A 19,493-nucleotide genomic window follows, 5' to 3' on the forward strand; every position below is an offset into this window, starting at 1 on the left:
GCATTTACGACTGAATGTGTTTATGCATGCGGTGAATGGCCGCCTTCTCCAAGCGAGACACCTGCGCTTGGGAAATACCGATTTCGTCGGCTACTTCCATCTGCGTCTTCCCCTCGTAGAACCGCATCGACAGGATTTTCTTCTCTCTATCTGTCAGTTTGTGCATCGCCTCGCGCAGCGCGATGCCTTCCACCCAGCTAGCATCCTGCTCCTTGTCGTCGTGGATTTGGTCCATGACGTAAATCGGATCTCCACCGTCGTGATAAATCGGTTCGAACATCGAGACGGGATCTTGAATCGCATCCAGTGCGAATACCACTTCTTCTTTCGGTACGTCCATTTCCTTGGCAATTTCCATGATGGTTGGTTCCCGCAGGTGACGCGTCGTCAGCGCGTCTCTCACCTGCAATGCCTTGTAAGCGATATCTCGCAAGGAACGACTAACGCGAATCGGATTGTTGTCGCGCAAATAGCGTCGAATTTCGCCTACGATCATAGGCACCGCATATGTAGAGAATCGTACATTCTGCCCCAAATCAAAGTTATCGATTGCTTTCATGAGTCCAATACAGCCCACTTGAAACAAGTCGTCTACATATTCGCCTCGATTGTTAAAACGCTGGATCACAGATAAGACGAGTCGGAGGTTCCCATTGACGAGCTGTTCGCGTGCGGGAAGTTCCCCGCTTTGCAACCTTGCGAACAAATCCCGCATCTGAACATTTGTTAGAACCGGAAGCTGTGAGGTATTGACGCCGCAGATTTCGACCTTGTTGCGCTTCATAGAAGTTCCCCCCAAAAGGTGCATTCGATCTGCCACGGACATATTGAAAATTTCCAGAATTCGTCTTCAGTATGTCCGCGAGGGGTGAACTTATGCACGCATGCAGAGAGCCTCGCAAGGCGTTTGAGAAGACGCAAAAACCCGCTGTAGTCGCCCTCTGTGTCGTCGAAAGGCGGGCGGCATTCAAACGAAAAAGCCCCTTCTCCGCCGCGATTCGCGATCACGGCGAGGAAGGGGCTTGGAAGGTTCAGATCATCTTGTTAAACTCGCGCTGCAGGCGCTTCAGAATTCGCTTTTCGAGGCGAGAAATGTAAGACTGCGAAATGCCGAGGAGATCTGCGACATCCTTCTGCGTCATCTCTCTGCCCGTACCGAGCCCGAAGCGCAATTGCATGATTTTTCGTTCGCGCTCTGACAACTTTTCGAGCGCATCGTACAACAACTCGCGGTCCACTTCGTCTTCGAGATTGCGATAAATGGTGTCGGATTCGGTTCCCAACACGTCGGACAAGAGCAACTCGTTACCGTCCCAATCCACGTTCAGCGGCTCGTCAAACGACACCTCGGAGCGGAGTTTGTTGTTTCGACGAAGGTACATCAATATTTCATTCTCAATACATCGCGATGCGTATGTAGCGAGCTTGATTTTCTTGGTCGGATCGAACGTGTTAACCGCCTTAATCAGGCCAATCGTCCCGATGGAAACCAAATCCTCGATGTTGATTCCCGTATTTTCAAACTTGCGGGCGATGTAGACCACTAGACGAAGGTTGCGTTCGATGAGCATCGCCCGAACAGATTCGTCTCCGGATGGCAGCCGTTCAAGTAAATATTGCTCCTCCTCGCGGGTGAGCGGTGGCGGTAACGCCTCACTTCCTCCAACGTAATAGACCTCGTCAGGGCTGCCTTGGAGTCTGACGCGAACGCGTAGATAGAACAACCGCAGGCGAATTCGCAATTTCATATTGAGGTCCTTGAGTGTGTCGAGTGCCTTCAACCTCGTCATCTCCATTCATCATGTCCATATGCAAAATCGCATCGAATGTTCCATCGGTACTAAGTCGGCCTGGATACACCGCCAAGAGTTGCGGGTCTCTCACCGTCAAACGCTCTCCCTTTTGTTCCACGACGATGTCATCTGGGCGCAGCGCCACAGTTAACCCCTTCCCGCTCGCACCCTGAAACGGGACCAGCGAGAATGACGTAGATGCCGCCAGCGCCGCCACCGCACTCAAGAGATCCGCTCCCTTGGCAATTTCCGCCTGAACGCTCTCCGGCAGGGCTGGTAAGAGTACGTCCATATCGACAAACGATACCGGCCGCCTCGAGACGGGATCATACAACTGATTCCCGGAGTCCAATAGTCCATTGAACGAAACCATCAACTCTCCAAATCGGGCCTCCACCGAGACAATCCAATTGGTCCGCTGTTGCACGCGACGAATTCGCGCGACTATCCGCTGCATGCCGAACACACAGATGGGTACAGCGGCCATCAGTGCAAGTGTCTCGCCAGACGTGGTAAACACCAGCCCGTGTCCGGAAACGGCAAGCCCCTTCCCCAAGGACGTGCTGGGAATGGCGAAGCCGAGTGCTACGGCCGCTCCGGCGAAAACGAAAGAGACGAAGAAGAACACGACAATCACTCGAAGCAAATCGAGCATTCCCCGTTTTGGCAGCGCTACGTAGATCATCGCTACAGACATCAAAGCCTTCCCTGGCCAAGTGGTGAGCAAGGACAAACTGGGGAAGAACATCAACAGCCCGTAACAAGACCCGATGAACGCGCCCAACGCCACTTTTCGCAATCGCATATTTCGCTTGAGCAACCATCCCGTGGTCCACAGGAGCACGCCGTCCATCACAAAGTTGACGAGAAAGACTACGTCGATGTAGACAACTGGCGTCGCAGGCACAAAACCACCTCGAGCCGTTTTAGGGAAAGTATAATTTATCTCTATTACGAAGCCTGTCGGAACTTGACTGAAATCTCATAGACTTTTTGTAGAAGATGGGGGACAGGTGTAGAAATCTTGGAGGGGCTGAGGAAGTTGTCGAAGACCTGTCGGCAGCTGAAAACCAGGTGGGGCTCGCCTAGAACACTTGGTGACAATGACCATTCGACTAAAAAAGGGGTTGTCCTACAAGTCGATAGTCGACTCATGGGACAACCCCCTGGGGATTGTACGCTTACCTATCGCGACCGAACTTATTCCCGTCTCGACGACGCATGAACGCAGGAACGTCCCACGCATTTCCGGAATTCGGAACGGACGGCGGCGTATCGTTGACTTGGCTGTGACGCTGCACTGTACCGCGAGACACGTGTTCTGCAGGGCTCTCGTGGTGGACCTGATTGACCTGATTTCCTTCAAAGCCCGTGGCGATGACGGTTACGACAATCTCGTCCTCAAGGTCCGGATCAATCGCCGCGCCGAAGATCATGTTCACTTCTGCGTCCGCCGTCGTCGACACGATATCTGCCGCCTCATTGACTTCCCACAGACTCAGGTTCGTGCCGCCCGCGACGTGCATCAAGACACCGCGCGCACCGTCGATGGACGTTTCCAGCAGCGGCGAGGAAATCGCCTTTTTCGCTGCCTCCGCCGCCCGGTTTTCACCCGCGGCGATACCGATACCCATCAGTGCGGAACCCCGCTCGGTCATGATGGCCTTGACGTCCGCAAAGTCGACGTTGATGAGTGCAGGTGTGGCAATGAGCTCGGAAATGCCAGACACGCCCTGTCGAAGGACGTTGTCCGCCTCGCGGAACGCCTCCAAGACTGGCGTATTGCGGTCGACGATCTCAAGCAGTCGGTCGTTCGGAATGACAATCAGCGTGTCTACCTTTTCCTTCAAAGCAGAGACGCCCATTTCCGCCTGAACCATCCGACGGCGCTGCTCAAAGCGGAATGGCTTGGTGACGACGCCGACCGTCAGCGCGCCGATCTCCTTGGAGATCTCCGCGATGACTGGCGCTGCACCGGTGCCCGTTCCACCGCCCATCCCCGCTGTCACAAAGACCATGTCCGCGCCTTTGAGTGCGTTCGCGAGCATTTCGCGGCTCTCTTCCGCCGCCTTCTTGCCAATTTCAGGGTTAGCACCTGCACCCAGACCACGAGTTAGCTTTTCGCCAATCTGGAGCCGTGTCTCCGCCTTCGATAATTTCAATGCCTGGGCATCCGTGTTGACGACGATGAATTCGACGCCTTTGACGCCGGATTCAATCATGCGGTTGACCGCGTTACACCCACCGCCGCCGACGCCAATCACCTTAATATGCGCCAGGGAATCCGATTCAAAATCAAATTCCAGCATGACTGCTCCTCCTCAAACTGTATCGCTCTACGCTTGTCCCTGCCTCTCTCGCGGTCAGGGGACGAGAGGTTGTCCGAAAGGTGCCACGAATGACGCTTCCGGACACACTAACGAGCTGATAACCTCTCAGCCTTATACAAAGTCGCGCAACCAATCTTTAATCTTCGTAAACATTCCACTCGACGATTTCACCTGGCGCATCGCGGGCGCCTGATCCGTCGGCGTGGAACGCAAGCCTGTGCGAGCGGCATACGCGATAGTTCCAACGCCGTTGACGAAGGACGGATCTCGCACGCCTAAAAATTCGGGGATAGCGATACGAACCGGTGCCTGCAGTTCCTCTCCGGCGAGTTCAGCCGCTCCAGGTGTGGAGAGCACGCCGCCATGGAGCACATAACCCGCAGGCAGGTCATCCGCATATCCCATCTTTTCTACTTCTTTTCGCACGAGTGCAAATATCTCCTGCATACGCGGTTCGACTATCGTTGCCAAATCGTACTGCGTATACTCGGTATCCTTGTTGCTGCCCATCCTGGGAACTTGGAAGGTCTCGTTCTCCGAGGCCTGTGAAGCCACCGCACACGCATGGCGAAGTTTCACTTGCTCCGCCGAAGTGGTGCTCGTGCGAAGACCGATGGCGATGTCGTGCGTCACATAATCCCCGCCCATCGGGATGATGCTCGTTCCCATCAATACCCCGTTGTCAAACACGGTGACAGTGGTGGCTCCGGCACCAATATCGACGAGCGCGACGCCGAGTTTGCGTTCGTCAATCGACAAGGCGATGTGACTTGCCGCCATCGGCATCAACACCAAGTTTGCCACTTCGAGCCCTGCGCGTTCAACGCAGCGAACGACATTGTGGATAGCCGTGCGACTACCCGTGATGAGATAGGCCTCGACTTCCAGTCGAACCCCGAGCATCCCACGAGGATCCATAATGCCGCGCAGACCGTCTACGACAAATTCCTTTGCGACGACGTCAATTACTTCACGTTCAGGCGGAAGCGCAACGACGCGCGCCTGCTGCAAGACGCGTTCGATGTCTTCATCCGAAATTTCTCGATCCGCCGAAGACACAGCCACCACGCCGTGGCTGCTGTGCAACTGAATGTGGTTTCCCGAGATACCTACGTATGCAGAAGAAATGTGAATGCCCACCATGCGTTCAGCGTGGTCGATGGCTTCACGGATGGATTCAACGGTCAAATCTATATCGACAATGGACCCGTGGCGCAAGCCTTCACCAGAGGCGGAACCAACTCCGATGACGTTGATGCTTGAACCTGTGGGCTCCCCGATGATGGCTCGAATTTTCGAAGTGCCGATGTCGAGACTGACGATGTAATCTTCTTTGGCCAACCGAGTGGCACCTCCCTAGAGCGCCGAAGACTGCGATTCTCTTTATATTTCCACACGTTTTTCGACATTCCTCTTCGTTGATGAAAAATATTCACGATTGTGCCCGTTGAGCGGCGTTCTCCCGAGTCAGTTTTCGCTGTCTCAGAAGGAGAAACACGCCGCGTCGAATCGCTGCAATGTTGTTGAACAGGCGCACGCCGAACGCGACGACCGCAGCGAGATACAAATCTACTCCGAGTTGATTGCCAATGTACGCCAGAAGCGCAGCCACCAATGTGTTGGTGAAAAAACCTGTGAGAAATACCGCACCGTCAAATGACTTCTCCAGACTCGCACGGATTCCTCCAAGCACGGTGTCGAGCGCAGCCAAGATGGCAATCGACAAATAGCTCGAGAGTGCGACCGGGACCGTGACGTTCGTGACGAGTCCCAATACCACGCCAACCACAAGGCCTAAAACTGGTAACCAGATCATCAACCGTTACCCTCCTTTGCCCAAGTTCCGGGCAGCACGCCACTGTAGCCGACGACTTGCACTCCGTCCTTCTGTGCGTGCGCCGTGACCTTAAAGCCGACACCCATCATGTTGTAATAATCCTGTAGGCTCGCGACGGTCAAAGCGGCTTGCATCGTCTGAACGTCGCCCACTGCCATGATCTGGTACGGCATCGTAATCGGTACTTTGTTGACGTTGACGCCTTCAATTCCCGCAAGGCCGGATACGAGTCGAATCGACGACGTCGTCACCAGACGTTGACCGTTGATGCTAATCGCGGTCGCGCCGTTGCCGAACAGCGTGTTCACCGTTTCCGCGAGCATTTGATCTTGCATGCTCGGATACAGAGCCATATCTTGAGGAACGGCGGGAACCGTAGGGTCGTATTCAATGGTGATGACGATCCCCGGGCCGCTCACCGGCGTGATGCCAGCCTGCTCTTCGACCGTCTTTTGGTCGTTCAACAGGACTTGTTGCAAGCTAGATCCGCTCTCTTTGGCCGCCTGGTACTCGTCGAGCTGAGCGTTGTCCTTAGAGATGTCGTTCTCGAGGATCTGGTGCTCCTGGGCCAGCTCGTCCACCTGCGTGCGCAGGTCGATGTAACTCGTGCTGTTGCCGCTGTACGACGGGCGGGATGTAATCTGAACCGTCAGCATGAAGCCAAGCGCGGCGGAAATGGCCGAGACCCCTAGGATTAAACTTTTACGCTGCATACGCGCTCACTCACTTTCCCACACCGGCCTGCAGCGGAGTGGTGTAGGCTGGCATTTGAATATCAGTCTCTAGCGCCGGCGTGGACACCTGTAGGCCCTGTTGGCGAAGTGCGTCGAGAATGCCGCCTGAGAGCGTCAGGGCGTTCTTCAGCGTCGTCGGATCGCCGATGGCATCCACTTCAAACGGAGCAGTCAACTGCCGATCGTTGACGGTGACCGTAGGCCCCTGGCAGTTGACGGCCGACGTGGCGACTACGCGCACGCCATTGATGGTTACGGCCTCGGCGCCAGCAGTGAACAGTTCATTCACCACGCTGCGCACGTTCCAGTCGTGCGTGATGCCCTGTTCCACGTCGATGCCGGTCGTCCCAGCGTCATTCAAGGTCACTGCGACGCCCGGGCCATGAACCGGCGTCGTGCCAGCCAGAATGCGCTCGTCTTGAATCTTGGTCTGGAGTTGCTTGAGCGCACCACTCGATCCCGCCGATTGTTGCTCGTACTTATTGACCTCCGCCGTGACCGCAGCCAGTTGCTGCTCCAAGTCTTGATTCGCCGCCTTTAAATTCGCGAGCTTGGACGTCAGTTGCTTATTGACGGCTAGACTACCGGAGGTGAGCGAACCCAAGCGGGCAGACAGCTCAGTCTGTCGGTAGCCGAGGGACACCATCAGTCCGAGGACAACCGAGACGGCCGTCAGGGAAAGCGTCAACTTTGTGCGCGTGTTCAAAATCACTGTGCCCCCTTTTGCTTCGAACCGGCACCTTGATTGTCAAAAGGTGTATAAAGATACGGTGGCGATCCACTCAAGTCGATGTTCCCGGGTTGGTACCCTTTCTGAATAAAATACTGAACGGCGGAATGCATGGCATTCAGGCTCCCGGCAAGTCCCTCTGTGTCGCACGTGACGACGAATTGGTTGTCGAGGTAGAGGGAAACCGTCCCGTCGCCGTTGACGTGGAACTCGGACACATCGGTGAGTTCGCCTGCATCAACACCCGTCAATTGCTTGCAAATCGCGGATACGGCAGGACTGACAGCTTGTCCTAACGTCACGTGAGCCTGTGTCGACGTGACGATGGGGGTCGCCAACCCGTCCTTTGGAGCCGCCTCTTGATACACGACGCCATTGTTCAGCAGCTGATAGAATTTGCCCGACGTTTCGTATACGGCTACGATTTGACGTTCGCGTACAGTGACATGAATGGTGCCTTGCAACCAATCTGTCGACAGACTGACCGATTGAATCATGGGCTCCATGGAAGTGATGTGGCTCGCGACGTGTCCACCATTTACTTGCCAAAGGCTTTGACCTTTGTGCAATCCACTGTCCGAAATGACGCGGTCTGCTGGAATGGTCGTGTTTCCAGAGACGGTCATCGAGCGGATGCGCGTGAGTGGTGACTCGAGCAAAACGACAACGCCAATAAACGCAAAAAAACCGATGACGATCTTTCGGTTGCGGGATTTGCGTCGCTGTCTGTCCGCTGGCGTCAGGGCCACTTGCGGCATGACTTCACGTCCTTTGATGAAGGTTGTCCAAAACGGCCGAAGGCGCTTTGGCCAGGGCATCATGAGATGTCGGGCGCGCTCGGCCATGCGCCCGTGCAGCGGAGGTCATCTCCGCCGCCAGGGCGCAAAGTCGGTTCACAGTGAAACGCGCTCGCTGCGCGCACCGAGCATAGCCAGGTGCTCCTCAATCGACTGATATCCCCGGTCGATGTGTTTGACTCCATCCACTTCTGTTGTGCCATCTGCCATCAACGCTGCAACCAGCAGCGCGGCACCGCCGCGCAAATCGCTGGCTGTCACCCGAGCGCCGGACAGGGTGGGCACACCGCGCACCACAGCGGTTCGCATGTCGACAGCGATGTCGGCACCCATGCGTTTCAACTCATCAACATGTTTGAAGCGGGCCTCAAAAACACTTTCGTGAATGACGCTCGTGCCAGATGATGTGGTCAAAAGGGCCATAAAAGGCGCCTGTAGGTCAGTTGGAAAACCCGGGAATGGAGCGGTCCGAAAATCGACTGCCTGAGGGGTCTCGTCACATTTGACCGTAATTATATCACGGTCTACGTCCACTCGGACACCAGTGTCGCGCAGTTTTTGGACGATGGCACCGAGATGATTCAAGCGTGCCCCAAGCACCGTGACCTCTCCCCGCGTCGCTGCAGCAGCCAACAGCAACGTACCCGTGACAATCCGATCCGGAATAATTTGGTACGTAGTGTCGTGAAGATGCGAGCACCCGTGAATGACGACGGTGTCACTCCCCGCCCCGTCGATGGCTGCGCCGCTGGCCATCAGAAACTGCGCCAAATCCTCGACTTCGGGCTCCCGCGCCGCGTTCTCGATCACTGTGACCCCGTCTGCCAGTGCCGCGGCCATCATCAGGTTCTCCGTCGCACCCACACTCGGAAAGTCAAGCGTGATGGACGTCCCTACAAGTCGCCGGGCGGAGCAGCGAATGTAGCCGTGTCGTTCTTCGATTTTTGCGCCAAGCTGCCGCATTCCGTGCAAGTGGTAATCAATCGGGCGCTGCCCGATCACACAGCCCCCCGGCTTCGACAAGGTCACATCACCAAATCGAGCCAACAGTGGGCCCATTAGGAAAATGGACGAACGCATACGCTGCATCAGATCTGCCGGCACGTTTGTGCTATGGATGGAAGAAGCGTCGACTTCGACACTGGTAGTGCTGTACCACCGCACGCGAGCGCCAAGCTGTTCGAGAATTTGCATCATCACTCGAACGTCCTCGAGATTCGGGACGTCCTCGATGACACTCGTCCCCGCCGCCATGACGGTGGCGGCTAAGATCGGCAATGCGGCATTCTTCGCTCCATATACGCGCGTTTCACCACGAATCGGTACACCACCCTGTATGCGTAACAAATCCACACCCGTCACCTCCCTGAGGCCGGTTCACCCAAAAAGCGGACCTCAGTTTCCAAATCGATCCCAAACTTATCGCGGATCGTCATCTGGGCGTGGCGGATTAGCCAAAGCACATCTTCCGCCTTTGCATCTCCGCAATTAATAATGAAGTTGGCGTGCTTTTCGCTGATTTGAGCGCCTCCGTGACGAAGTCCTTTGAGGCCTGCCGTTTCAATCAGATGACCGGCGTGCGTCCCCTCTGGATTCCGAAACACCGAACCGCAGTTCGGCCACGACAGCGGTTGTGATCCCGCCCGGCGCGCAGACCACCCCTTCACCTTCGCCATCAAGGCGTCGCGGTCGCCCTCGACCAGGTCAAAACGCGCCCGCACCACAATTCCTGGGTGATCTTTCAAGATGCTGTAGCGGTATCCAAAGTGCAGGTCGGCATTCGCATAGCGGTGAATATCGCCCTTGGCATCCATGACATCCGCCCACGTGAGAACTTCGCACGTCTCTCGCCCGTAGGCGCCTGCGTTCATCATCACGGCACCACCGACGGTGCCAGGTATTCCAGTGGCGAACTCCAATCCCGAAAGTCCGTGGCGGACGGCGATGTTGGCGGCAGATACATACGAACGGCCCGCCATCGCGACCACCGACGTCCCATCGACTTGAATGTCACCAAATCCGTCGTGAAGTTTTACGACGACACCGCGTATGCCACCGTCAAGCACGAGTGCGTTCGAACCTCGACCAATCACCGTCACCGGCAGGTTCAGTTCGTTCGCCGCCCGTACCGCACCTTGAAGCTCACCCTCGGTCGTCGGCACAACCAGCGCATCAGCTGGACCACCGATTCGCCAGGTCGTATGATTCGCCATCGACTCATTGAGGCGAACATCCTTCACCCCATACGACGAGAAGACTGGCAACAACGTTTCAGAGACCATGCGCGAACCTCCATTATTGATATTCCCCACACGCCTACGCCCAGGTTCCGCATGGCATCATATGCGTGCGCGGGCAAACTGTGCGGATGCACAATGTCAGCGTAAAATGACCGCATCCTAGCTCGTATCACGCGCAGATGCTGGTATGTACACGTGAAAGTGGCACGGTCAACTGCCCCGTGCACTGCTGTACCCTATTGTATCCCAACCTTGTAAGAAGGAAAGGCTCCGCTTTGCGAACCTTCTATGACGATTCGGCCCCGAATCGGGGTGGATGAGGAAAGTAAGGATGGGCAGGGGATGCGGCCGCGAGCGATTGCAATTGGGCCAGATACCGTATGCGCCGCTAAAGAACGGCGAAATGGGCGGCCTGACACCGCCCATTTCCTTTGCGTGCGCGATTTGGGAATCGCCCATTGCAGCGGGCCTTCGAGGGTCACAGGTCTGCGCTGGCGCTCGCGTCAGCGAGCGCGCGTCACGTCCATGACCAATTGGTAGAACCGCTCGACCGCGTCTGGCGTGCCAAACGATTTGGCGGCACCCTTCATCGCGCGCAACGCGTCTTGCTGCATCTGGCGCTCGATGGCAGCCCACAGCGAATCGGCCGAGAGATCCGCTTCGCGCAGGAGCGCCGCGGCTCCTTTATCGACGAGGCGCTTGGCGTTCTCCTCCTGATGGTTGGCCGTCACGTACGGGCTCGGAATCAGAATCGAAGCGATTCCAAGCGCCGAGATTTCGGCCAGCGTGCTGCTGCCCGCTCGGCTAATGAGCAAGTCGACGTGCGGCAAGAGGCTCGGCATGTCGTAGATAAACGGAATGATGGACACGTTGTGGCTGAGGTCAGGTACAGATTGCTTGACGTGCTCGTAGTGACGGTCCCCTGTCACAAACAGCACGCGCCACTCCGGATGCTCGGCAAACTTCGGGAGGACCTCCGTCACCACCCGGTTGACCGACTCCGAACCGCGGCTTCCCAAGAAGATGAGAATCACTTTCTGGTCGCGGAGAATGCGGTATTCGTCACGCGCGCCGCGCACGGCGCCCGCATCCACTTGCAGCACCTCGCTCGCGCGTGGGTTGCCAGTCAGTTCGACGCGCTTGGCCTTAGCGAAAAAGCGTGCGCTGTCCGCAAAGGAAATCGCCACTGCGTCCGTGCGACCGGCGCAGAGCTGGTTGGTGAGTCCAGGCCTCGCGTTGCCTTCCCAGACAACGCTCGGGATGCGCAGGGAGTGCGCCGCGAAGATGACCGGGAGCGTCACAAAGCCGCCCGTGCCCACGACGACGTCCGGGCGCCAGCGCTTTAACAAACGCTTCGCTTGAAAGTAACCTCGCGCCGTCTTCAGGAGCGTGGAGACGGCGGCGAGCGACACCTGCCGTTTCAAACCCGCGGCTTCCACGGTCTCAAACGGCATGTCGAGTTTGCTGACGATAGATTGCTCGAGCCCCTGTGTCGTTCCGATGTAATAGGGCTCGAGTGATATCGCCTGGTCCTGCATATAGCGCCAAAGGGACAAAGCGGGATAAATGTGTCCGCCTGTCCCTCCGCCTGTAAATACAACTTTCACGTGATCACCTCTGTCGAGGATGACGAAACTCACCGATGCGGAAACACGGCTTGCTTCGAGATATTCAACAGGATTCCAACGCCCGACAACATCAGGGTCAAAGAAGATCCGCCGTAGCTGATGAACGGCAACGTAATGCCCGTCGCCGGCATCGACCCCGTCACGACTCCGATGTTGATGAGCACCTGCACAGCAATCATGCCAGTAATGCCGACCCCAAGTAAAGACCCAAACTCGTCTGGCGCGTAAATCGCCGTCCTGACGCCCCGCCACACGAGCACACCGAACAGCATAAGCAGCGCGAGCCCACCGAGAAAACCGAGTTCCTCGCCGATGATGGAGAAGATGAAGTCGGTCTGCGGCTCTGGAAGGTACAGAAATTTCTGACGGCTGTTGCCGAGGCCGAGGCCGAGAATGCCACCGGATCCGAGTGCGTAGAGGGATTGGATGATCTGATACCCTTCCCCTTTCGGATACTTCCACGGGTCGATAAAGGCCACGATGCGCTGCATGCGATAGGGTGCTGCCGCCACCAGCCCGCCAAATGCGACGAGGCCGAGGCCGAAGAAGCCCCCTAAGTGCCGGATGCGCGTCCCGGCGGCAAACATCATCAAGAGCGTCGTTCCCATGATGACGACACTCTGCCCTAAATCCGGCTCGAGCATAATCAGGCCGACCGCCGCGACGGCCGTGCCAAGAGGGGGAACGAAGCCGCGCCAGAACGACTGCATCCGGTCTCCCGCGTCACATAACATATGTGCGAGAAAGACAATCAGCCCAAGCTTCGCGAACTCCGAAGGCTGGATGCCAAGCGAGCCAAATCCGAGCCACGCCTTTGACCCACCCCGGTTTACACCGATGATAAGTACCAGCACCAGCATCGCGAAGCTGGCGATGGCCAACTTCGCGGCGTGCTGGCGCAACTTGTGGTAGTCGTAACGGGCGAACCACATCATTGCGATGACGCCGAGAATAGCCCAGATCAGCTGCCGCTTCGGGTAAAAGAAGGGATCGTCAAACTTGTTGGCCGCGATGATGGATGAAGCGCTGTAGACCATGACGATGCCAAGACACAGAAGCATGATGATCACGCCGACGATAACCAAGTCGAATGAACTTCCCGATGTGTTAGACGTGCGGGATCGAAGCACGGGTAATGCCCCTCCTCAAGCGCCGGAGGACGAGTGCCATAGCTCGTCCTCGCCATGCGAACCTTAAGGTCCAAAGCGGGCGCGGCGAAGGTCAACGCGCCGCGCGGGCACCGCCGCCCTTTTTGGGCCACCGGTGCCGCCCCTCTTCGGACAACCTCTTAAAGTCTATGCACGGCTTCTTTGAACATGCTTCCCCGCACTTCAAACGACGTAAACATATCCCAGCTCGCGCACGCCGGTGAGAGCAGCACCACGTCCCCTGTGACGGCCCGCTGTTTCGCCGCGGCGACCGCTTCGTCCAGCGAAGAGACGAGCGTGACGTCCTCGATACCTGCAAGCGCACAGGCCTTTGCAATCTTCTCCTTCGTCTCGCCGAGCAGAATGGCCGCCTTTACGCGACCTCGTAAATCCGGAACGAGGTCTTCGAAGGAAATGCCCCTGTCCAGTCCCCCAGCAATCCACACGACATCTTTTGGGAACGCGTGCAACGCCTGCTTACAAGCGTCCGGGTTGGTCGCCTTCGAATCGTTGTAGAAACGAATGCCGTCGACCGTGCGAACCAATTCCAAACGGTGTTCCACACCCTGAAAGTTGCGCGCGACATGGCGAATCGCGTCGTCAAAAGCGCCGGCCGCCTGCGCCATTGCCGCCGCCGCGAGCAGATTCTGAAGGTTGTGCCGCCCCTTGAGCGCGACCTCCTCGACCGGCAGGAGAACGCGGTGCGCGCCGTTTTTCACGAGGACGATATTCCCCTCGACCAATGCGGCGCCGTGCTCAAAGTCCAGTTGCTCTGTGCTAAACCAGTGAACATCCGCCGTGAGCGATGTGGCACCCTCTGCGACCAGCGGTTGGTCCCGGTTCAGCACCGCCACGTCGCCTGCCTCCATGTTCCGAAACATTCTCCACTTGGCCGCCTGGTACTCTTCAAACGTCCCGTGGTAGTCCAAGTGGGCCGGATAGAAGTTGAGCAACGCTGCGATGCGCGGGTGGAACCACTCCGTCCCAAGCAGTTGAAAACTCGAGAGTTCGAGCACAATCGGCTGCTCGCGACGGACGGAATCGACGAGCCCGGACACCACCGTTCCGATGTTCCCTGCGACGACCGGCTGCATCTTCGCCGCGTCCAGCATCTCTCCCACCAGTGTCGTGGTCGTGGTCTTGCCATTCGACCCGGTGATAGAATATATCGGCGAGTTGGTATACCAACTTGCGATTTCGATCTCCGTGAAAATAGGGATGCCTCTCTCCTGAGCCCTCGCAATGAGTGGCATGTGATACGGGATTCCAGGGTTTTTTACAATAAACAGCCAGGATTGTTCCAATAATGACAGTGGGTGATCCCCAAACACAAAACGAACGCCTGCACGTTCCAGGCGTTCGAGTGTTTCATCTGAGTCGGGGCGTGCAAGACGGTCGTTGACCGTCACCGAAAAGCCGTGGCGCGTCAACAACTCGGCAGCGGCAGCGCCACTTCGCGCATAACCGATGACCAAGACAGAACCTTTGTTGCGAAACCATTCGTCGCGAGTAGTACGATTCAGACTCATTTATCTTCATCCTTTGTTCATGCATGTGTAGACGCGTCAATGAGAGACCAGTGCAAGCGTTCCAAATGCGCAAATGAAGGCGGCCAACCAAAACACCAAAACGACTTCCCACTCTGACCAACCACCGAGCTCGAAGTGGTGGTGAATGGGGCTCATTCGGAACACTCGGCGCCCGAACGTCTTGTATGAAAAAACTTGAATCAGCACCGACAGCGCCTCGATGACGAAGACCAACCCGAACAGGACCAGGGCCAGTTCACTGTGCGTCAAGACGGCAACCATGGCCAGCCCGCCACCGATAGCGAGTGATCCGGTGTCGCCCATGAAGACTTTCGCGGGGTGGCGATTGAATGCGAGGAAGCCGGCTAACGCCCCAACCATCGCGGCACAGAACAAGGCCACGTCGTAGTTCGTATGCCAGTATGCGTAAACAGCATACGCCGCAAACACCATGATCGCGCAACCGGATAACAATCCGTCGAGACCATCGGTCAAATTGACCGCATTTGTGGTACCGACCAGGACAATCAACAAAAAGAGGACGTAGAAGATGCCAAGCGGCACTACCCAGTTGCTAAACGGGATATGCACGCCAAACGAGTGGTCATCCCCTTGTTCAAACCACAGCAAAACGAATAAGAGAATGGTCACAATGCCTTGAAACAGCAGCTTTTGCTTCGCTGTCAAACCGAGGTTTCGCTTCTTGACAATTTTGATGAAGTCGTCCGCAAACCCAATCAGTCCAAAGCCGACGGTCGCCAGAAGCAACATCAGCGTATCCAAGCTCCCAAACGCAAACTTCAAGGTCGTGAGGATGACTGCGAGCAGGATGATGACACCGCCCATCGTCGGGGTCCCCGCCTTCGCCTTGTGGTGCTGTGGCCCTTCTTCGCGAATGGATTGACCAAATTTGAGACGGTGTAAAAGTGGAATCGAGATCGGGCCTAGCAGCAGTGCGATGGCAAAGGCCGCAATCGCCGTGAAAAATAGAGCTCGTAAGTCCAACCTGAGTGCCTCCTAGAACGAATTGTCGGACAACCGCGCACGGACAGCTTTACGCGCTTCTTCCTTATCATCGAAATGAATTTTTGTTCTGCCTACAATCTGATAATCCTCGTGACCCTTCCCTGCGATGACGACGACGTCGTTCTCGCGAGCTTCCTGAATGGCCACTTTGATGGCTTCTCCTCTATCGACAATCCGCCTGTACTGCGACCCTGCTGGAAGTCCCGCCTCCATGTCATCGAGAATGCGCTCTGGATCTTCGGTCCGGGGGTTGTCACTCGTGAAGATGGCAGCGTCGCTGAGTGAAAGTGCCGCGCTCGCCATCAGCGGCCGCTTCGTCTTGTCCCTGTCGCCGCCGCATCCCACGACGCAGATGACGCGCCCCGCAGCGAACTCGCGCACGCTCGAAAGCACGTTTTCGAGGCCGTCAGGCGTGTGCGCGTAGTCGACAAAGATCCCAAACGGTTGACCTTCGTCTACGCGCTCGCACCGTCCAGGGACGCCCTCGTACGAGGAGAGTGCAGCCTGCAACGTCGCCACGGGAATCTCCTCGACGACGGCGACTGCGATTGCAGCCAAGACGTTATACACGTTAAAACGCCCGATGAGACCCGTCGTCACGGGAAACGTCCCGAAGGGCGTCGTCACGTTCATCGTAGCGCCGAGGTGGGTGAGCACGACGTCCGAGGCGCGCACATCGGCAGTCTCGGCCAGCCCGTACGTCAGCGTTGTCGCGACACTCGCGCCCATCATCACAGGGGCATATGCATCGTCGATGTTGACCACCGCGAACTTACTGTCCCGTCGCTTTTCGCCATATGTATTTCCGAGCCGTGCGAACAACAGCGATTTAGCTTGCGCATAGGCGTCCATCGTCCCATGAAAGTCCAGGTGGTCTTGCGACAAATTGGTAAACACCGCGACGTCGTAGTCGACGCCCGCCACGCGGCGCTCCACTAAGGCGTGCGAGGACACTTCCATCACGCCGTAGGTGCACCCAGCATCCACCATCTGCTTCAGAAATCCATGTACCTCCACCGCGTGTGGCGTCGTGTTGGCGACTGGAAACGACCGCCCACCGATGACGCCGCCGACCGTACCAAGGAGCCCCGTCGATCTCCTAGCAAACTCCAAAATATGGCGAATGATGTGCGTCACCGTCGTCTTGCCATTGGTTCCCGTGACGCCGACCATGCGAAGTGCCTGCGAAGGATGGCGATACAGAATATCTGCCAGCACCGCCGACGTTCGCAGGCTGTCGTTCACGATCACCTGCGGAACATCGAGTTCCGGCAGATGCCGTTCCACGAGCAGCGCCACCGCGCCCGCGGCGACCGCCTGCCCTGCAAATGCGTGCCCGTCGACGGTGAACCCCGGGACGGCGACAAACAGTGCACCAGGGCCCACTCTTCGCGAATCCGACTCAATGGTCTCTACATCGACGTCTTCGTTTCCTCGAATTTCGTATGATAACAGCGGTTGAACCAACTGCTTTAACCGCATGAACGTCCCTCCTGTGTACGACAAAGCCTTGAGTCCATGCCCACTCTATTGTTTTTGCTTCGCATTGTCAATTGACTGAAGAAGCGGGATTATCCCCTAAAATTAGACGGATGGTCGACCCTTCGTCCACCTTGCTGCCGCCTGCCGGCGACTGCGCCACGACCGTAACCCCGCTGCCCTGAATCGTCACTCTTAGATTCGACGTGTTCTGCAGCGCCAACTGTTTGGCGTCCTTGAGGCTAAGGCCCGTAAAGTTCGGCACTTCTATCGGAATCGCATCGCCGTACTTGTATTTTTTCGGAATGCCGTTGTTCGCGGGTTCCACGCCAATCTCCTCCAAGCTGTCTGCGAGGATGTTCCCTACGATTGGCGCCGCGATAACGCCGCCAAACACGACTCCGTTCTTCGGATGTGGATTGTCGATCGCGATATAGGCGATGAGCTGCGGATTGTTCGCCGGCGCCATGCCGATGAACGACACGATATAGTGACCTGACTCGTATCGGCCGTTCTTCGCCACCTGCGCGGTTCCCGTCTTGCCCGCGATCCGGAGCCCAGGTTTAAACGCCTTGCCGCCACTGCCCTGGGCGACGACACTCTCGAGCGCGCTGCGCACACTCGCGGCCGTGCTGCTCGAGATCACTCGGCGGACGACCGTCGGGTTCGTCTCGGAGACGATTTGACCCGTGTCGTGGCTCTGCACGTCTTGGACGACGAACGGCTTCATCAGGTTGCCGCCGTTGGCCACCGCGCCTAAGGCCATCACCTGTTGAATCGGCGTCACCGACACGCCCTGGCCAAACGCCGTCGTCGCCAACTCGAGCGGTCCGACCTGGCTTTGCTTAAACAGAATTCCGTTCCCCTCACCGGGCAGGTCGATGCCCGTCTTCTGACCGAACCCGAACTTTTTAATGTATGAGAACAGCGTGTTTTTGCCTAGACGTTCACCCAGCGCGATGAAGCCCGGGTTACAAGAGTTTTCAACGACGTTGAGGAACGTTTCCGACCCGTGCCCGCCTGCCTTCCAGCAGCGAATCCGGTGGCCGGCGACTTCGTAGTAACCGGGATCGTAAAAGCCGTCCTTCAAGTTTACCTTGTTTTCCTGCATCGCGGCCGAGAGCGTCACAATCTTGAACGTCGATCCCGGCTCGAACGTCTGCCAGATGGCCAAATTGCGATTGTACGTCGAGGCGGGAGCGTCCTGCCAGTCGGCGGGATCGAACGTCGGGTAATTGGCCATCGCCAGAATGGCGCCCGTCTGCGGATTTTCGACCAGCGCCGTGACGCTGTCCGGATTGTACTCCGCAACAGCTTGTTCGATTTCACGCTGCACATATTGTTGGATTTGCAAGTTGATGGTGAGCTTGACGTCGTCGCCATCGGTCGCTGGCTGCACCGATTCGCCTTGGCCCGGCATCAGTTCGCCGTTTGCCTTTGCGAAAAACGTGATGCCGCCCTTTTCGCCGGTCAGTTGGCTGTCGTACTCGCGCTCGATGCCCGTGAGCCCCTGGTTCTCAGACCCCGTGATGCCAAGCACCTGCGCGGCCAGATTTCCGTAGGGGTACGCGCGCTTGCCTTCCTCGGTGATGTAGATACCAGGCATGTCGAGTTGGCGAATTTGGTCGACTTGCGCCTGGCTCATCCTCCGACCACCTGGACGGAGGTACTCGATCGAACTCCGCTTTTTGAGCGTCGCGAGAACTTTGTCCTCGGTCATCCCGAGAATCGGTGCAAGCCGTTTCGCCGTGCCCTCCTTGTCCTTCACCTGAGCAGGGACGACCAGCACAGAAGGCGCCGAGGCCGTGTAGGTCAAGGGCTGCCCCGCGCTGTCGAGAATGCTGCCGCGAATGCCCGCCAGCGGCACGGTGCGCTCCCACAAATCTTTCGCCTGACTGGAAAGCCACTTATTCTGCACAATTTGTACAAACACAAGACGTCCTGCCAGCGCCGCAATGCCTATGAGCAGTATCATCAGAAGCCACACCAACCGGCGCCGCATCATCCCTCGAGTCACTCGCACGTCCTTCGCCTCCAAGCTTGTTCATCGAGATCATCCTATGCGGACAACTCCTCTAGTAGAAGCGCGGAGGACGAGACGAAAGGCCGGAGTGCCGCGGCTCGCTCTCTGCAGAGGCGGTGGACCCGGGCGCGTGCCATCTGCGCCGACAACGAAAACGGGGCTGCCCCGCAGCGCATCTCGAAATGGCTGTAGGGCAACC

At 57.1% G+C, this 19,493-nt stretch carries 17 protein-coding genes; all 17 read right to left on the minus strand.

Annotated features, from left to right (window positions below; translation table 11 throughout):
* Positions 1-4: 4 nt before the first annotated feature.
* A complete protein-coding gene (sigG, locus tag NZD89_RS19095) occupies positions 5-784 on the minus strand; it encodes an RNA polymerase sporulation sigma factor SigG (RefSeq protein ID WP_268004325.1) in 780 nt (259 codons plus the stop codon).
* A 247-nt stretch (positions 785-1,031) separates the two neighbouring features.
* Positions 1,032-1,748 carry an RNA polymerase sporulation sigma factor SigE gene (sigE, locus tag NZD89_RS19100; protein WP_268004326.1) on the minus strand — a complete coding sequence of 239 codons (717 nt, stop codon included), beginning with the start codon at positions 1,746-1,748 and terminating at the stop codon, positions 1,032-1,034.
* Positions 1,681-2,700 carry a sigma-E processing peptidase SpoIIGA gene (locus NZD89_RS19105; RefSeq protein WP_268004327.1) on the minus strand — a complete coding sequence of 340 codons (1,020 nt, stop codon included), beginning with the start codon at positions 2,698-2,700 and terminating at the stop codon, positions 1,681-1,683. Before NZD89_RS19105 ends, sigE begins: the two co-directional genes overlap by 68 nt.
* Positions 2,701-2,974: 274 nt before the next feature.
* Positions 2,975-4,102, minus strand: a complete 1,128-nt coding sequence (ftsZ, locus tag NZD89_RS19110; RefSeq protein WP_268004328.1) for a cell division protein FtsZ — start codon at positions 4,100-4,102, stop codon at positions 2,975-2,977.
* A 132-nt stretch (positions 4,103-4,234) separates the two neighbouring features.
* Positions 4,235-5,464, minus strand: coding sequence for a cell division protein FtsA (gene ftsA / locus NZD89_RS19115; RefSeq protein WP_268004329.1), 1,230 nt, complete (start codon positions 5,462-5,464; stop codon positions 4,235-4,237).
* A 91-nt stretch (positions 5,465-5,555) separates the two neighbouring features.
* Positions 5,556-5,939: a small basic family protein gene (locus tag NZD89_RS19120; protein ID WP_268008546.1), complete on the minus strand. Its 384-nt coding sequence runs from the start codon at positions 5,937-5,939 to the stop codon at positions 5,556-5,558.
* On the minus strand, positions 5,939-6,673 hold the full coding sequence (locus NZD89_RS19125) for a DUF881 domain-containing protein (RefSeq protein WP_268004330.1): 735 nt from the start codon (positions 6,671-6,673) through the stop codon (positions 5,939-5,941). The genes NZD89_RS19120 and NZD89_RS19125 overlap by 1 nt, the downstream gene beginning before the upstream one ends.
* Positions 6,674-6,683: 10 nt before the next feature.
* Positions 6,684-7,400 (minus strand): DUF881 domain-containing protein, encoded by a 717-nt coding sequence (locus tag NZD89_RS19130; protein WP_268004331.1) that lies wholly within the window; start codon positions 7,398-7,400, stop codon positions 6,684-6,686.
* Positions 7,401-7,402: 2 nt separating this feature from the next.
* The gene (locus NZD89_RS19135) at positions 7,403-8,182 is read right to left on the minus strand and encodes a cell division protein FtsQ/DivIB (protein ID WP_268004332.1); all 780 of its coding nucleotides are present in this window, start codon (positions 8,180-8,182) and stop codon (positions 7,403-7,405) included.
* 135 nt (positions 8,183-8,317) lie between these two features.
* Positions 8,318-9,574 (minus strand): UDP-N-acetylglucosamine 1-carboxyvinyltransferase, encoded by a 1,257-nt coding sequence (gene murA / locus NZD89_RS19140; RefSeq protein ID WP_268004333.1) that lies wholly within the window; start codon positions 9,572-9,574, stop codon positions 8,318-8,320.
* Between the two features lie 5 nt (positions 9,575-9,579).
* Positions 9,580-10,503: a UDP-N-acetylmuramate dehydrogenase gene (murB, locus tag NZD89_RS19145; RefSeq protein ID WP_268004334.1), complete on the minus strand. Its 924-nt coding sequence runs from the start codon at positions 10,501-10,503 to the stop codon at positions 9,580-9,582.
* 461 nt (positions 10,504-10,964) lie between these two features.
* Positions 10,965-12,068 carry an undecaprenyldiphospho-muramoylpentapeptide beta-N-acetylglucosaminyltransferase gene (murG, locus tag NZD89_RS19150; protein ID WP_268004335.1) on the minus strand — a complete coding sequence of 368 codons (1,104 nt, stop codon included), beginning with the start codon at positions 12,066-12,068 and terminating at the stop codon, positions 10,965-10,967.
* 29 nt (positions 12,069-12,097) lie between these two features.
* Complete coding sequence (gene spoVE / locus NZD89_RS19155; RefSeq protein WP_268004336.1) at positions 12,098-13,219, minus strand: stage V sporulation protein E; 1,122 nt, start codon at positions 13,217-13,219, stop codon at positions 12,098-12,100.
* 158 nt (positions 13,220-13,377) lie between these two features.
* Positions 13,378-14,766 carry a UDP-N-acetylmuramoyl-L-alanine--D-glutamate ligase gene (gene murD / locus NZD89_RS19160; protein ID WP_268004337.1) on the minus strand — a complete coding sequence of 463 codons (1,389 nt, stop codon included), beginning with the start codon at positions 14,764-14,766 and terminating at the stop codon, positions 13,378-13,380.
* Between the two features lie 36 nt (positions 14,767-14,802).
* A complete protein-coding gene (mraY, locus tag NZD89_RS19165; protein WP_268004338.1) occupies positions 14,803-15,771 on the minus strand; it encodes a phospho-N-acetylmuramoyl-pentapeptide-transferase in 969 nt (322 codons plus the stop codon).
* Positions 15,772-15,783: 12 nt separating this feature from the next.
* Complete coding sequence (locus NZD89_RS19170) at positions 15,784-17,274, minus strand: UDP-N-acetylmuramoyl-L-alanyl-D-glutamate--2,6-diaminopimelate ligase (RefSeq protein WP_268004339.1); 1,491 nt, start codon at positions 17,272-17,274, stop codon at positions 15,784-15,786.
* Positions 17,275-17,341: 67 nt separating this feature from the next.
* Positions 17,342-19,294 carry a stage V sporulation protein D gene (locus NZD89_RS19175; protein ID WP_438938745.1) on the minus strand — a complete coding sequence of 651 codons (1,953 nt, stop codon included), beginning with the start codon at positions 19,292-19,294 and terminating at the stop codon, positions 17,342-17,344.
* Positions 19,295-19,493: the final 199 nt, after the last annotated feature.

It is taken from the genome of Alicyclobacillus fastidiosus (genome assembly GCF_026651875.1).
In the GTDB taxonomy this organism is placed as follows: domain Bacteria; phylum Bacillota; class Bacilli; order Alicyclobacillales; family Alicyclobacillaceae; genus Alicyclobacillus; species Alicyclobacillus fastidiosus.